Source organism: Streptomyces sp. NPDC002680 (assembly GCF_042889145.1).
Taxonomy (GTDB): domain Bacteria; phylum Actinomycetota; class Actinomycetes; order Streptomycetales; family Streptomycetaceae; genus Streptomyces; species Streptomyces adonidis.
Genome location: NZ_JBIAQP010000009.1, coordinates 321,322 through 334,519, shown reverse-complemented (window position 1 = coordinate 334,519; position 13,198 = coordinate 321,322). Strand labels below are relative to the sequence as shown.

The 13,198-nt window shown below is 66.1% G+C and carries 17 protein-coding genes and 1 tRNA gene; 13 read left to right on the top strand and 5 right to left on the bottom strand.

Features of this window, described 5'->3' with window-relative positions:
- Window positions 1-73: 73 nt before the first annotated feature.
- The gene (locus tag ACFYXF_RS25105) at window positions 74-730 is read left to right on the top strand and encodes an SDR family oxidoreductase (RefSeq protein ID WP_389352512.1); all 657 of its coding nucleotides are present in this window, start codon (window positions 74-76) and stop codon (window positions 728-730) included.
- A 40-nt stretch (window positions 731-770) separates the two neighbouring features.
- Here the strand turns inward: ACFYXF_RS25105 and ACFYXF_RS25100 are convergent, their stop codons facing one another.
- Window positions 771-1,004 (bottom strand): hypothetical protein, encoded by a 234-nt coding sequence (locus ACFYXF_RS25100; protein ID WP_389352683.1) that lies wholly within the window; start codon window positions 1,002-1,004, stop codon window positions 771-773.
- Between the two features lie 101 nt (window positions 1,005-1,105).
- Window positions 1,106-1,184, bottom strand: a tRNA-OTHER gene (locus ACFYXF_RS25095).
- Window positions 1,185-1,492: 308 nt separating this feature from the next.
- Here ACFYXF_RS25095 and ACFYXF_RS25090 point away from each other — a divergent pair.
- Genes ACFYXF_RS25090 through ACFYXF_RS25080 form a run of 3 tightly spaced genes read left to right on the top strand, consistent with a single transcriptional unit; the run spans window position 1,493 to window position 3,762 of the window.
- Window positions 1,493-2,158, top strand: coding sequence for a hypothetical protein (locus tag ACFYXF_RS25090; protein ID WP_389352510.1), 666 nt, complete (start codon window positions 1,493-1,495; stop codon window positions 2,156-2,158).
- On the top strand, window positions 2,155-2,646 hold the full coding sequence (locus ACFYXF_RS25085) for a hypothetical protein (protein ID WP_389352508.1): 492 nt from the start codon (window positions 2,155-2,157) through the stop codon (window positions 2,644-2,646). Before ACFYXF_RS25090 ends, ACFYXF_RS25085 begins: the two co-directional genes overlap by 4 nt.
- Before the next feature lie 27 nt (window positions 2,647-2,673).
- Entirely contained in the window at window positions 2,674-3,762 is a 1,089-nt protein-coding gene (locus ACFYXF_RS25080; protein ID WP_389352506.1) for an MBL fold metallo-hydrolase, read from the top strand.
- Window positions 3,763-4,288: 526 nt separating this feature from the next.
- Here ACFYXF_RS25080 and ACFYXF_RS25075 read toward each other — a convergent pair.
- The gene (locus ACFYXF_RS25075) at window positions 4,289-5,047 is read right to left on the bottom strand and encodes a glycosyltransferase family 2 protein (RefSeq protein WP_389352504.1); all 759 of its coding nucleotides are present in this window, start codon (window positions 5,045-5,047) and stop codon (window positions 4,289-4,291) included.
- Window positions 5,035-5,946, bottom strand: coding sequence for a GntR family transcriptional regulator (locus ACFYXF_RS25070; protein WP_389352503.1), 912 nt, complete (start codon window positions 5,944-5,946; stop codon window positions 5,035-5,037). Before ACFYXF_RS25070 ends, ACFYXF_RS25075 begins: the two co-directional genes overlap by 13 nt.
- A gap of 732 nt (window positions 5,947-6,678) precedes the next feature.
- On the opposite strand from ACFYXF_RS25070, the gene ACFYXF_RS25065 reads away from it, so the two are divergent.
- The 9 genes from ACFYXF_RS25065 to ACFYXF_RS25025 all read left to right on the top strand — a co-directional run bounded on the left by ACFYXF_RS25065 (window position 6,679) and on the right by ACFYXF_RS25025 (window position 12,855).
- Window positions 6,679-6,828 carry a hypothetical protein gene (locus ACFYXF_RS25065; RefSeq protein WP_389352501.1) on the top strand — a complete coding sequence of 50 codons (150 nt, stop codon included), beginning with the start codon at window positions 6,679-6,681 and terminating at the stop codon, window positions 6,826-6,828.
- 31 nt (window positions 6,829-6,859) lie between these two features.
- The gene (locus ACFYXF_RS25060) at window positions 6,860-7,312 is read left to right on the top strand and encodes a hypothetical protein (protein ID WP_389352499.1); all 453 of its coding nucleotides are present in this window, start codon (window positions 6,860-6,862) and stop codon (window positions 7,310-7,312) included.
- Between the two features lie 104 nt (window positions 7,313-7,416).
- Window positions 7,417-7,683, top strand: a complete 267-nt coding sequence (locus tag ACFYXF_RS25055) for a DUF6284 family protein (RefSeq protein ID WP_389352497.1) — start codon at window positions 7,417-7,419, stop codon at window positions 7,681-7,683.
- On the top strand, window positions 7,680-8,126 hold the full coding sequence (locus tag ACFYXF_RS25050) for a Pycsar system effector family protein (protein WP_389352495.1): 447 nt from the start codon (window positions 7,680-7,682) through the stop codon (window positions 8,124-8,126). Before ACFYXF_RS25055 ends, ACFYXF_RS25050 begins: the two co-directional genes overlap by 4 nt.
- Window positions 8,123-9,229 carry a conjugal transfer protein gene (locus ACFYXF_RS25045; RefSeq protein ID WP_389352493.1) on the top strand — a complete coding sequence of 369 codons (1,107 nt, stop codon included), beginning with the start codon at window positions 8,123-8,125 and terminating at the stop codon, window positions 9,227-9,229. Before ACFYXF_RS25050 ends, ACFYXF_RS25045 begins: the two co-directional genes overlap by 4 nt.
- Window positions 9,229-9,639 (top strand): RRQRL motif-containing zinc-binding protein, encoded by a 411-nt coding sequence (locus ACFYXF_RS25040; protein WP_389352491.1) that lies wholly within the window; start codon window positions 9,229-9,231, stop codon window positions 9,637-9,639. Before ACFYXF_RS25045 ends, ACFYXF_RS25040 begins: the two co-directional genes overlap by 1 nt.
- A gap of 2 nt (window positions 9,640-9,641) precedes the next feature.
- Complete coding sequence (locus tag ACFYXF_RS25035; protein ID WP_389352489.1) at window positions 9,642-9,959, top strand: hypothetical protein; 318 nt, start codon at window positions 9,642-9,644, stop codon at window positions 9,957-9,959.
- Between the two features lie 108 nt (window positions 9,960-10,067).
- A complete protein-coding gene (locus ACFYXF_RS25030; RefSeq protein WP_389352487.1) occupies window positions 10,068-12,188 on the top strand; it encodes an FtsK/SpoIIIE domain-containing protein in 2,121 nt (706 codons plus the stop codon).
- Window positions 12,189-12,390: 202 nt separating this feature from the next.
- On the top strand, window positions 12,391-12,855 hold the full coding sequence (locus ACFYXF_RS25025; RefSeq protein WP_389352485.1) for a hypothetical protein: 465 nt from the start codon (window positions 12,391-12,393) through the stop codon (window positions 12,853-12,855).
- Between the two features lie 7 nt (window positions 12,856-12,862).
- On the opposite strand, the gene ACFYXF_RS25020 is transcribed toward ACFYXF_RS25025, so the two are convergent.
- Entirely contained in the window at window positions 12,863-13,162 is a 300-nt protein-coding gene (locus ACFYXF_RS25020; protein WP_389352483.1) for a hypothetical protein, read from the bottom strand.
- Between the last annotated feature and the right edge of the window lie 36 nt (window positions 13,163-13,198).

Sequence of the window (13,198 nt, the reverse complement as noted above, 5' to 3'; positions counted from 1 at the left end):
GGGCCCTGTGGGTGCTGTGCGGCGAACGGGTCCGTCCGGGCGCAGGGGTCCGTCCGGGCGTACGGTCGAAGGCATGCGCATTGTCATAGCTGGAGGTCATGGTCAGATCGCGCTGCGGCTGGAGCGTCTGCTCGCCGCACGCGGTGACGAGGTCGCGGGCATCGTCCGCCGCCCCGAACAGGGCGACGACCTGCGCGCGGCCGGCGCGGAACCGGTCGTGTGCGACCTGGAGTCGGCGTCGGTGGAGGAGGTCGCGGAGCTGCTGCGGGGCGCCGACGCGGCGGTCTTCGCGGCGGGCGCGGGCCCGGGCAGCGGCACGGCCCGCAAGGACACGGTGGACCGGGGAGCGGCGGTCCTGTTCGCGGACGCGGCGGTCCGGGCGGGGGTACGCAGGCACCTGGTCGTGTCGTCGATGGGCGCCGACCCGGCCCACCCGGGCGACGACGTCTTCGACGTCTACCAGCGCGCGAAGGGCGAGGCGGACGCGTACGTCAGCGGCCTGGACGCGCTCGACTGGACGATCCTGCGCCCCGGCGCCCTGACGAACGACGCCGGAACGGGCCGCGTACGCCTGGAGGCGGACACGGGACGCGGCGCGATCCCCCGCGACGACGTGGCCGCCGTCCTCACGGAACTCCTGGACACCCCGGCAACGGCGGGCCTGACGCTGGAGCTGATCGGCGGCTCGACGCCGGTCTCGGTGGCGGTGAAGTCGGTGGCGGGTAACTGAGGAACGGGCGGCAGGGTCAGAAGCTCTGCAGACCAGACGATCAGAAGAGGGGAAGCTGGCCGGGGAATTCGGGGACGACGTACCCGTCCAACGAGGGCTGGGCGGCCCCGAGTTCCGCGTGCCGCCGAGACCCGGGGCACGACACCAGCTCGCCACTCCCCCGGGCCCCCGGCGGATCGTGCCGAGCGAACCTCCCGGCGACGACAGCGATCTCCCGCCGGCACTCGGGACAGTGCCGACGACGGGACGACGACGCGAACGACGACCGTGACATCGATGACATGGGGCCACTCTCCCTTATGACCTTGGCGTGCGCCGACAACGAAAAGGCCCTCTTTTCTCCGCGAGAACGAGGAGAAAAGAGGGCCTTCAACGTGGTGGCGCCAGGGTTCGAACCTGGGTAGGCTGAGCCGGCAGATTTACAGTCTGCCCTCTGATGCGTGCCACTCACACCTCTGACCTGCGCAAACTGCCAAGCTCAGCCAGGCAGACCCCTCAGCCGTCCACGTCTCGTCCATGCCGCATGGTGTGGCTCTCCATAGGCTCCAAGTCGCAGCGCGCGTCCTGTGCCAGGCCGCTCTGCTCGGCTACTGAACTCACGGGGCATCGCCTGGAAGGGCTCACTCGGCCGGCTCGATAGCAGCGCCCCCTGCGCGCCACCTCACCTGCCCTGATCTAGCTCCTGTTCGTACACAGACCAGGACAGTTAGAGGCTGCTCGTTGTACTGTGACATCGGTGTTGGAGTCGACAAGGGAGGAAGCGTGCAGGAGTCACGCCCACCAGACCACGATCAAATCAGCATCGTGCTTGTCGGCTCCTTTAACCCCAAAATCTTCCAACCCGCTTGGTTCGCAGCACAAGGGCTAATCCGCCAAGAAGAGGCGACCGAAGCCAATATCGAAATTGTCAACAATGACATCTGCATTTTCGAATCAAGTTGGTTTCGAGTTGAGATTTTCAATGAACGATGGGCGCTACTTAGCCGCGCCACACCAGCCGTTGAGACGCTTCGGGATCTCGCAGTGGGAACCTTTAGCGTCTTGCGGCATGCTCCAGTAAAAAAAGTCGGGCTCAACGCTCACGGACATTACACCATGCCGAGCCGGGAAGCCTTGGACAATTTTGGCCATGCCATCGCCCCTAAAGAAGATTTTTGGCTCCCAGTCATGGAGGACCCTCGTCTTCTTTCATTGACTGTGCGCGGCGAGCGAACAGACGGATTCACGGGTGGCGTACGCGGAAAGATCGAGCCGTCAGGGCGGATTCAGGATGGCCTTTTTGTCGAAGTGAACGATGAGTTCACTAACTCCGAAGCCGACTCGGCAGAGTGGGCGATCAAGACCTTGAGTGAACAGTGGGAAAACCACCGGAACAGAGTCGCCTCAATCCGAGAAAACATCGTCAGTAAAGCTTGGGGGATGCAATGACCATCACAACGGCAGACACTGCACTAACTGATAGCGCAACCCTGGCCGATAGCTTTACCGACGTTGCCTCCGACTCGCTGACAAGGATCCCTAAGCCTACAGTCCTTCCATTGTCAAATCTGGATTCACTCAATTCGCACACCCCTTCACCTCCAACCCAGGATGTACCGCCGAAGCGCGTCAGCAATGATTCTTTTCGCAGAATCTCGCGCCGCAGAGACAGTAAGCAGTTCCTTCCCCTCGCCCGCTGGGAAGGAACAGTAATCGAGCGCTATGACTCGCATTTTGTAGCGGAAGTAATTGATCTGGATAGCGACGAGTCAGCTACTGCAGAATTCGACATAATCGAACTGACACCCGGAGATATCCCTCTCTGCGAACCGGGATCCCTTTTCTACTGGACAATCGGCTACGACATCAAAGAAGGCGGCCAGCGCAGCCGGGTTTCCGTCCTACGCTTCCGGCGGCTTGGTCGAATCTCGAAGTGAGTGCGAAGCTTGACTAGTGGCGCTTCCATGCAATCGGTCGTTCTTCATCCTCCTGCCGCCGACCAGATCGAAGTCAGCGTTTTCGGACCCGGTGTAGGAGAATGCATTGTCATCCATCTCGGTGACGCAGAATGGATGGTAATTGACTCGTGTGTGCGCACCGGATCTAAGATCCCCGTGGCAGTGGAGTACTTGCAACAGCTCGGCGTAAATGTCGCAGAATCCGTCAGGATTGTGGTAGCTACACATTGGCATGACGATCACGTTAAAGGCATCTCCACCCTGCTGCAAGAGGCCACTAAGGCACGCTTCTACGCCGCTGGAGCATTTCGACGCGATGAGTTCCTCGCGGTATCCCAGCGGACCCATCTGATTTCCAAGTTCAGTTCAGGCGTCGAAGAGCTAGTAAATGTTCGCAAGATCATCACTGAACGCAAAGCGCAGAAGGGAGGCTCACTAGAGCAAGTTAGTGCAGTCCAAAGAATCTCCGCTGATCCAAACAGAGCAGTCCGAGAGATTTGGGCGCTTAGCCCTTCTGCCGAAGACACAGAACGCGGAATCGAGCACATCGCTTCGATTATTGACGAACAAAGCGGGAAAGTATCCCGGGTTCCAAATCTTCCACCAAACGACGTCAGCGTTGTTCTTCACCTCGAAACGGCGATCGGCGGAATTCTTCTCGGCGGCGACTTAGAGCATCATAGAACTACGCGAACACGGGGATGGCACGCCGTTCTTGACCACCCGGGACGCCCGGACACCAAGGCAACTTTTTACAAGGTGCCTCACCATGGATCAGGGAATGCTGACTGCCCAGAAATATGGCAACACTTGCTAGCAGACCAACCTGTCTGCGTCCTCACCCCGTTCGAGCGGGGAAAGATCCCCTTGCCCCGCCAAGCTGATGTCACACGTTTGCGTTCAAAAGTAGATCGCGTTTTTATCACAAGCGCGCGCCGCTTTGCTTCCGTCGCGAGAAGCAGCACAGTGGAAAAGGCGATTCGCGGAGCAACTCGCTCATTCAAGCCAAACACCTTGAAGATGGGTCACGTCCAGGCCCGAGTTGTTAATGATGGATGGGATGTTCGGGGGAATGACGCTGCCGTTACCTACTAATACAATGTGTCGAATTTTCTGCGACATTGCTCGCCATCTTGGAGAGGGTTACGGGCAAGCACCTATCGCCGCTTCTGCCTGATTGATTCGGTCCCCTGTCATCGCAGCCGGAGAGCTGTAACGAGGTCAGCTGGCATGCCACGATCGAAGCAAGTGTTAGGAGCGATGACGAGAAAGTCGAGTGCCGTGCCCGGATTGCACCTCAGGCACAGATCCACCCGACCCAAAAGCGCCCTAACAGCACTACTCGCCTCGCCGTGAAGCGCTTTAGGCCTCGGAAGCTAAGCGGATCGGGTGAAGTTCCTTGCTGATGCATTGACAGGCGTTGTCCAATCTATCGCGTTCTTCCCGGCATGCTTCCACGAAGGCTACGTATATGGCCTTCCGTGGCTCTCTGATGAGCCTCACATGCTCTGCGAGTATCTGTGAGCGAGCCAGCGCGGCTATCACGCCAGCTCCTCCGGTACCGGCGGCGCCCATGGCGGCGCCAAGTACAGCTGCAAGTCCTGCATCCATTTCTCGAATCTCAGGTAAGACGGTACCGAAGCGCAAGGGCCTCCACATGCTTGCGGATCGCTCCCATCCGAGCCTCCCACTCTGTCCCACCTCGGTGGTCAATGTGCGCGGTCGTCTGTCCCGGGTGTTTGCGGTAATGGAGACCGGTCTCACCGATGAACCAGCCGTCAGCCATCACGTCAAGGGCCACTAGAAGGCCGGTGTCCTCCGACGCGGGCAAGGCCATCCATCCCCCGGCTTCCGCGAGCACGCTCCCTCGAATACAGAGCGTCGCGGGGTGGACATGCGGTCGGTGAGTGGTCGTCCAGTAGGCATACGTCTCGCCCCGGGTAAGCAGGCCGGCGTCGGGGTCGCCGAGTGTGTAGTGCCGGAGTGAGCCGTCCGGCATGAGGTCGAGCGCCCGGCACACAGTCCAACCGACAGACGGATGCGCCTCCATGACCTCAATGTCCCGGGCGAGCGCGCCGGCAGGCAGAACGTCATCCGCGTCAAGGACCTTCACCAGCTCCCCCTGGCTACGGCCCCAAGCCATGGTCCGGGCTACTCCGGGACCGCCGCGCCTATTGGCGCCCACCTTGACCCGAGAGTCCTCACGGATGTTGGCGGACACCTCGCTCTCTTTGCCACCGTCGACCTGAACCAGCCACTCCCACTCCCAGCCATCCGGCAGATCCTGAACACGGAGCGAGGCGAAAGCCTCAGGCAGGAACGGCAACGCCGTGTCGTGAACCGGCGTCACGACCGACACAATCCGCGTCACTGGGTCCACCTCTCCAACGGTACGGAGTACCGCAACTCCGTCCGCTCACCGGCAAGCACTATGTGCGAGTACTCCACAACGTCGCCACCGGTCGAGACGCTGGTCTTGTCGAGCAGCAACACCGCGCTGCCGGGCGGGATGCCCAGCTTCCGAGCCTCGGCCTGGGTGGCCAGTCGCGTCCTGATCCCGTCGTCGATGCGGTCGATCTCGATCCCGATGGTGCTCAGTTGGTGGTGCGATCCTCCGGGCCAAGGCTCGTTGGAGCTGTCCAGTAGGTCAGGGTTTCGGGCAGCGACCTCGTGGACCAGGTAGGAGTCGATCAGCGACAGCGCGGTCGAATCCCCAGAGGTGCTGTGCCAGTACTGCCGGTACAGCATCAAGGTGCCGGGCTCCACGCTGAATCGTTCGGCGAGGGCCGCGTCGGCGGGGATGACACTGAACGTCGCATGGGTCTCGATCTGGTCGTGATCCATGCCGGTGTCTTTGTCGATCACGCCGTTGTTCCGGCGCACTTCGTGGGTCCGCTTCGCGAGTTTCTTCTCCCAGGCGTAGCGCTCCTGGTGTTGGCGGATCTGGTACGGCGGGCGCTGGCGAACCTTCGTGCCGTGACCTCGGCTCATGGTGATCAAACCCTCAGCCTCCAGCGCCTTGTACGCCGCAAGGACAGTCGTCTTCGACCCTTTGCCCTGGGCGACAAGCTCCCGAATCTGGGGCAGTTGATCTCCGGGCCGATACCCAGCGTTGCCAGCCTCGATGTCCCGCGCGATCTGATCCGCGAGTCCGCGCCATTGCGGCGTTTTGGGTGCCATCAAAACCGCCTCCTCTTTGACCTCACCAGTGAACCACAGTCCCGGGATAACGGATATCCCGGGACTGTTGACAGTCCCGGGACTTGGTGTCAGTCTCATGTTGTGCCGCCGAGCAGTCCCGGGACAACAGTCCCGGAGGGTGCGGCACCCCATGCCAAGAGGGCCCTTCTTTGGGCTGCTTCGTGGGGCTTGTCGGTTCGGGATCGCTCGTGCAGGTGGGGCCCTGAGCTGGTCGTTCCTTGAGAACTGAACAGTGATCGTGCGGGGCTGACGCGGGAGCGGCGGTCACGACAGGTGCCTAGGACGAGGGTCCGGGTGGCAAACCGTCGTGATGAACGCAGCTCTCCCCCTATGCGCCTGGCAGGCGCCACCCGGTGACGGGTGTGGGGAAGTACAGCGGGCTCCAACGCACGTGGCGGGATGAGAAGACCGCCCCCGAGACGACCGGGTGACGTCGTCGGCGGCACGCCACCCTGCACCGTTTCGTGCAAGCCGCCTGCTGGCGTCAGAGCAGTGACGATGACGCACCCGATTCACCGGCTCGGGACCGGCCCGCCCTGCAAGGGCCGACCGGTGAAGCCGTTTCCCCTTCTCGCTGAGGGAGGTCGGTGTGAACCGACGACATCCCAGGGCGCCGCCGTGAGGACCGACCGCCGGCGCCGTACATCCCTGGTCCATTCCTGTTCCGCAGCGCGAGCGCGCTGCGGCCGGCTGCCTCTCCCACCCGTCCGCCCCTCGGTTCCGCCGAGTGCCGTACGGGTCGGAGCGCGGGGAGTCGGGGCCGGTTCGTCCGGCCTGGCCCACCACCTACGACACCTGAGGAGCCCATGCATGTTCGGCATGAAGTCGCAGGAGTCCACCACCGACCTGACCTCGCCGGAAGCCGTTCAGCGTGGTCAGGAGGTCTACGACCGCATCGCGTCCGGTGAGTGCACGGACGCGGTGAGCGAGCTGAACGAGGCCTACGGCCGCAACGCCTGACCAACCACCTCTTCGCCTCTCAGGAGTTTTTGTGATCTCCACGCTCATCGCTGTGCTCGGCACGCTCGCCGGCGCGGTCGTCGTCGGGTTCATGCAGCACCTGACCGCGACCCGTACCGCTCGCACCGCCACGGCGGAGCAGCGTCGCAAGGCACTGTCCGACGCGATACCAGCGCTGCTGACTGCGTTGGTCCGCCACCGTGAGCAGCAGTACTTGAAGATCGTGGCGCGCCGTGACGGGCAGGCCGATACGACCGAGGCGCGCCAGGCCCGTTACGCGGCCCGCTCGGCGGTCACCGGCGCCATGGACACGTTGCACATGGCCACGCAGCACGGTGAGTTGCTCGCCCTCGCGCAAGAGGCAGTAGATGCCGCCTTCGCCCTGGGCGACGTGCCGGATGCCGCAGTGGACGCGGCGGGGCTTCGGGCCCGTAAGGCGCACACCGCGCTGCGCACCGGTGGTGCCCGTCACCTGCACACCTGACCTTCTCCTCGTACGACACACCCCCTCAAACGGCGCGCGGCGTCCGGGTTGCACCCCGGACGCCGCTGTTCGGGCCGTTGCACCTTCTAGGGAGACCACGACCCATGAACCACATCGTCACTGTTCAGGACACTGTTACCGCGTTCGCCGACTTCATAGAGCCGACGGCCGCTGAGCTGGACGGCATCGAGCGCGAGATGCCGCTGATCCTGGCGCAGGTCGACCTGTTGGACGCGCAGATCATCACGATGGACCGCACCCCGACCGAGCTGGACGTCCGCCGTATCCGCCGGGCCCGCCGCAAGGTGCTGGCCGCCGGCCGCGAGCTGGCGAACACCGCCGCGACGCTCACTCCGGAGGTGGGCGCGTGAGGACCACGGAGCAGAACCTGACGGCCGCGCACGCCGAGGTGAAGGCGGAGATCGCGCGGACGGACACAAAGACCGGTCTGCTGCTGGCGTTCGTCGGCGCGGTCCTGGCCGGCACCTGGACCGTCGCCCGCGACCTCCCCCTCAACACTGCCGCTCTCGCGGTGGGCGGTACCGGCATCCTCGCGCTGGTCGCGGCGGCGGGTCTTCTGCTGCGGTCGGTGCGCCCGAACCTGAGCGGCAGGCGGGGGTTCCCGCTGTGGGCCACCCTCACCCCCGAACAGCTCACCGCCGCCCTGTCCGCCGACGTGGGCACGGACATCGCGGGTCTGTCCCGGATCGCGGTGGTGAAGTTCACCGGTCTCAAGCGCGCGGTGGATCTGACCTGCGCGGGCGGTGTGCTGCTCATCGTCGCCGCCCTGATCGCGGTCGGAGGTGTGGCATGAGCGCCGTGATGACCGGACGCACCCCCCTGACCACACCGCAGAAAGCCGTGCTGGCCGCTGCGTTCGTGCCCATGCTCGCCACCGGCGTTGCCGGGGGCATCGGTACGTTCAGCAACATCAGCAGTGCCTACGGCTCGGGGACCGCGCTCGGTGCGGTCGCCGCCGGTGAGGGCGCCACGGCCGTGCTCGCCCTGGTTCTGCTGGGCTTGACCATGCTGGGCCAGTCCTCGCCCCGGATCATCCGGCTCGGACTGTGGGCACTGCCCGCCGCCGCGTCCGCCATGGCCGCGACGGCCGGACACGACCCCGGACGGACCGTCATCTATGCGGTGACTCCGATGGGCATGTGCGTGTCGGCGGAGGGCATGGCGTTCCTGGCCCGACGGATCGTGGTCCACACCGACGGCCGCGACGCGGAAGCCGAAGCCCGCGCCGCCGCCGTGGTGCAGGAACTGGCCTACCATCGCGCCGTCGCCGCCAACCACCCCGATACCAAGCAGCAGAAGCGTTCCGAGCGCATCTCGTGGAAGCTGGCCCGCCAGGTGGGGGCCGGTGACCACCTGCTCGGCATGCGGCTGCTGGACGTGCAGCGTGAACGCGTCACCCACGGTGCCGACGCGGCCCTGACCGCCATGTTCACCGCTCCGACCGCTCTCACGGAACTCCCGTCGGTCGACCCCGCCGGGGACGTGAATCGGGAGATCCTTTCTGCTGTCGCAAACCAGGATGAAACACAACAGGGCACCGTAAAACAGTCGCCCTCTGAGCTGGGAGAATCGACCCCCGCCGACCCGATCCCGCTCGCCCTCGAATCGGCCGATCCCGCCCCGGCGGCATCGATCGTGCGGCGTACGGCTGCGGTTGAGTCACCCCGTCCGCGTCGGGCGACGGGTCGGGTACCGGCAGCGGCCCGATCGACCCGCCCCAAGCGCACACCCGATCAACTCCTCGCCGAGGCACGGGAGTTGACGGCCGGTTGGTCGACTGTGGAGCTGACGGCGGAAGCGATCCGTAAGTCACTCCACACCGCCCCGGCCAACGCCCGGATGCTGCGTGACACGCTGCTCGCCGAACGCGCCGCCATGGCCGTCGGGACGCCGTGATGTCCGCCGCCTACGGCAAGTGCTACGACCCCACCGGCGCCCTGTACGGCGTGCCCACCTTCCCGTGGAAGTTCGCCCCCGACGACGAACTGTTCGCCACCCGCCGCCAGTTACGGGCGCGGGGGCTGCGGCCGGGGGGCCAGCCGATAGCGGCGCAGGTCATGCGAGTCAACCGGCGGGCCGGCGGGGTGCGGGTCGCCTACCTCTACCTCTACCTCTACCTCTACCGCATCGACCTCGCCAAGCCCGTACGGCCGATGACCTCACGGAAGTGGGGCGCCCTCGCGCTGGCGATGCTGGCCCGCCGCACCTGCCCCAACTGCCAGATCGTCTACAGCTACTGCATGCCGACCTCGCTCGGCATGTGCGTCCTGTGCGCCTACCCCGAGCCGACCCCGAACGGGAGTTGACCGTGTCCAAGTCCGAGATCCGCCGCCTGGACCGCGAAATCCACAAGGCCACCGTCAAGCTGGCTGCGGTCAAGCGCGGTGAGTCGTGGCCGCTGAACGGTGCCGAGCGCCGGGCCCTGGCCCGCGCCATCGCCGGCGGCTCCTACCAGGTCGTCCGGGGCAGGAGCGCCGCCCGTGCCGAGAAGCAGATGGACACCACCAGTGCCAACGCGGAGATGCGGTTGACCGCCGAACTGACCGCCCTGCACTCCGAGAAGCAGCGACTCGTCACCGAGGCCGCGCGCGAGAAGGCGGCGAAGAAGCGTTCCGGCTGGTTCTGACCAGCCAGGCCAGGCGTCGGGGTGCCCGCTCTTTCCACGGACCCGGCCACCCCGACGCCCTCACTCCCAACTCCCGCCCCCGAGGGGGCAGTCAGGAGCAGATCCAGCATGACCGAGAACGTCGTACGCCTCGTCAAAACCCCGCCCACCGACCCGCAGCCGGACGCGACCCCGACCGTGCTGACTGTGGTGCCCGACGCCCCGGCGGCGCCGCTGGTGCCGTTGTGGGTGCGCTCCGGGCGGGCCGTCAAGACCGTGGTCACGCACGAGGGCACCAAGAGCGCTGTTCGTGCGGTGGCGCGGCACAGTCTCTACACGTTCAACGGGGGTCGGATCGTGGCCCGCCGCACCTGGGACGGGAAGACCGGGTCCCGTTACGAGCGGATGATCCGCACGGCGGAAGCCGCCGGGAACCTGGAAGCCGCCGAGGAGTGGGAAGAGCGGCTCACGCGCTTCCGCCAGGCCCGCCACCACCGCCGCATGGACCTGCTCCACTCGCCCGTAGAGGCCGCCAAGGGACTTGCGGTCGGTACCGGGGTGAGCATCGGCGTGCTGGTCGCCCTCGGGGTCATCATGGCCATCAACAACCACGACGTCACCGACGTCATCACCCCACTGGCAGCGACCATCGAGTTCATCGCCCTGCTCATCCGGATCGTCCAGGTCACGTGGGGTACTGCCGTGATCGTCGGCCCGCTGCTCGCGCTGTTCGCGCTGTGGGCGGTCGGCAGCAAGCAGCAGGCGGCCCCCCAGTGGGCGCTGCCCGCCAACGTCCGCAGTGGCGAGGGTGAGCCTGTCACCCCGTCCATCGTCGTCAAGGCGCTGCGGGATCTGGGGGTGCCCGCGCTGCGCAACGCCATCAAGGACATGGGCGACGCCGGCGCGTCCATGCTGGGTCCGATCCGGATCGCCGGATGCGGCGTGGAAGTCGACGTCACCCTTCCGTCGGGGGTGTCGACGAACGAGGTACAGGGCAAGCGGCGCAAGCTCGCCGAGAACCTGACGCGGCACGAGCACGAGGTGTTCATCACCATCCCCCAGGCGGCTCGCACGGTCCGGCTGTGGGTCGCCGACTCCGGGGCGCTCGATGAGCCGATCGGGCCGTCTCCGCTGGTCACGGACGAGACGATGACCGCCGACTACGCCAAGGGCCGCGCCCCTTGGGGGCAGGACCTGCGCGGCGACGCGGCAGCGCTGAGCGTCTACCAGCGCCACCTCCTGATCACCGGTCTGTCCAACCAGGGCAAGACCGTCGCCCTGCGCTCCCTCGCCCTGTGGCTCGCCCTCGACAAGTCGGTGCAGTTCCTCATGGGTGACCTCAAGGGCGTGGGCGACTGGAACATGTTCACCGGCCTCGCCACCGTGCTCATCCAGGGCCCGACCGACGACCACGTCATCCAGGTCACCGAGATGGTCGAAGGCGCGGTCGACGAGATGAACCGCCGCATCCAGGCCCCGCCCGGAACGGTGTTCCCGCCGCTGATCGTGCTGGTCGACGAGGCGCAGGTCGCGTTCATGTGCCCCGTCAAGGACGACGAAGGACGCCCCTACGGCGGCTCGAAGGCCACCTCCCGCTACTTCATGGCCGTACGCAAGATCCATAACCAGGGTCGTGCCGTCAACGTGCTGATGTGGCAGGGCACGCAGGACCCCACCGATCAGAACCTTCCCAAGCTGGTGCGCGAGGGCGCCCACACGCGTGCCTCGCTCGCCCTGGGCACGGAGTCTCAGGCACGGATGGCGCTGGGGGACAAGGCCGTCGACGGGGGCGCCGCCCCCAACCTGCTGCGTCCGGGGCTGGACCGGGGAACCCTGGTCGTCGCGTCCGACGGCATCGCCATTCCCGCCGGGCAGGCGTCCATCACGGTGCGCACGCACTACATCGACGACGACGCGGCCGTCGTCATCACCGACCGCGCCAAGGCGATGCGCGACGGGGTCACCACCCTGCGCGTCGTCGACAACGGTGAGGAGCGAGACGCGCTCGCCGACGTCGCCGCCGTGCTCGGGGACGCCCCGCGTGTCCTCACGCAGGAGGTCCTCAAGCGGCTCGCCGCCCTGGACGCGGACACGTACGGCGGCTGGTCGTTCATCGACCTCAAGCGCGTGCTGGACGGCACCGGAGCCGAGCCGTACAAGTCGGACGGCCGCATGGTCGTCGGCACTGAGCGCGTCGCCCGCGCCCTCACCAACCGCGACGGCGAAGGTTCCGCTTCCGCCGCCGAGTGACAGGGAGCCGACCCCGGCGGGCCAGGGAGGCAGGGAGAACTCCCTAACCCCCTCCCTGACCCGCCTCCCTGGCCCTGACCTGCGCGAATGATCGCCAGGGAGTCAGGGAGGCATCGCAGGTCAGACCCCCGAAACCCCCTCCACACGCGCCCCGCCAGGGGGTGCTTCCGCCTCCCTGGCCTCCTGCCGGAAGGGATTCCGCATGTACCCCGACCACACCCAACCCGCCCCCGCTGAGCGGGCCCTGGACGTCCACTACCCCACCCCGATACAGCCCGTGGTCGCCGTTCCGGCGCCGCTCGTTCCCGTCCAGCCGGGCAGCGTCCCGGCGGTAGCGAGCATCGTCCTGCCGGACGGACGGGTCGTCACCGGATATGCCATCAACCCCATGCAGCCCGAACCGGTCCAGGCCCCGCCGGCCGTCTCCCGCACGGCCGTCAACGTCGCCCTCGGAGGCGTCGGATTCCTCGCCGCGTGCGGCGGACTGCTGCTGCTCACCTCGTTCATCGCCGCGCTGACCGCGTTCGTCACCCAGCTCATCACCCTGGCCGCTGTGATCTTCGGCGGCTGGATCGCCGTGCAGATCTTCAGCGGCAGTGGCCACAAGGGCGGCACCACGATCAACGCCCGCAAGGCAGTCATCAAGCGGAACAAGTTCTACGGCTGACCGACAGCTACTGGGAACCAAGTTCCTCATCGAGTACGTGCGGCCAGTTGCCGTGACCCAGCTCTCCCGCCATGAGGAGATCGCGCCAGTCCGCCCGTGCGAGGCGGACCGCCGCACGGAACCGGTCGACGTCCCCGGCGGCACTCAACACGGCCGCAGCCAAGAGCCGCTCCGTGTCCTGCCGCGAGTTTGCGAGTTCGACCGCCAGCACACGCAGGGCACCGGCCACTCCCCGCGCAACGTCGGCATCCGGAAAGTCCCGCCGAACTCTCTCGTGCAGACGAGCGCTGATCACATCCTCGGCCACACCATCCCCCTCGTCACATCCAGCAACACGCAGGGC

What these genes read in the sequence shown, in the direction of transcription:
- ACFYXF_RS25105 (WP_389352512.1), top strand. Translation starts at nt 74, where the DNA reads ATGCGCATTGTCATAGCTGGAGGTCATGGTCAGATCGCGCTGCGGCTG.
- ACFYXF_RS25100 (WP_389352683.1), bottom strand. Translation starts at nt 1,004, where the DNA reads ATGTCACGGTCGTCGTTCGCGTCGTCGTCCCGTCGTCGGCACTGTCCC.
- ACFYXF_RS25085 (WP_389352508.1), top strand. Translation starts at nt 2,155, where the DNA reads ATGACCATCACAACGGCAGACACTGCACTAACTGATAGCGCAACCCTG.
- ACFYXF_RS25080 (WP_389352506.1), top strand. Translation starts at nt 2,674, where the DNA reads ATGCAATCGGTCGTTCTTCATCCTCCTGCCGCCGACCAGATCGAAGTC.
- ACFYXF_RS25070 (WP_389352503.1), bottom strand. Translation starts at nt 5,946, where the DNA reads ATGAGACTGACACCAAGTCCCGGGACTGTCAACAGTCCCGGGATATCC.
- ACFYXF_RS25065 (WP_389352501.1), top strand. Translation starts at nt 6,679, where the DNA reads ATGTTCGGCATGAAGTCGCAGGAGTCCACCACCGACCTGACCTCGCCG.
- ACFYXF_RS25055 (WP_389352497.1), top strand. Translation starts at nt 7,417, where the DNA reads ATGAACCACATCGTCACTGTTCAGGACACTGTTACCGCGTTCGCCGAC.
- ACFYXF_RS25045 (WP_389352493.1), top strand. Translation starts at nt 8,123, where the DNA reads ATGAGCGCCGTGATGACCGGACGCACCCCCCTGACCACACCGCAGAAA.
- ACFYXF_RS25040 (WP_389352491.1), top strand. Translation starts at nt 9,229, where the DNA reads ATGTCCGCCGCCTACGGCAAGTGCTACGACCCCACCGGCGCCCTGTAC.
- ACFYXF_RS25030 (WP_389352487.1), top strand. Translation starts at nt 10,068, where the DNA reads ATGACCGAGAACGTCGTACGCCTCGTCAAAACCCCGCCCACCGACCCG.
- ACFYXF_RS25025 (WP_389352485.1), top strand. Translation starts at nt 12,391, where the DNA reads ATGTACCCCGACCACACCCAACCCGCCCCCGCTGAGCGGGCCCTGGAC.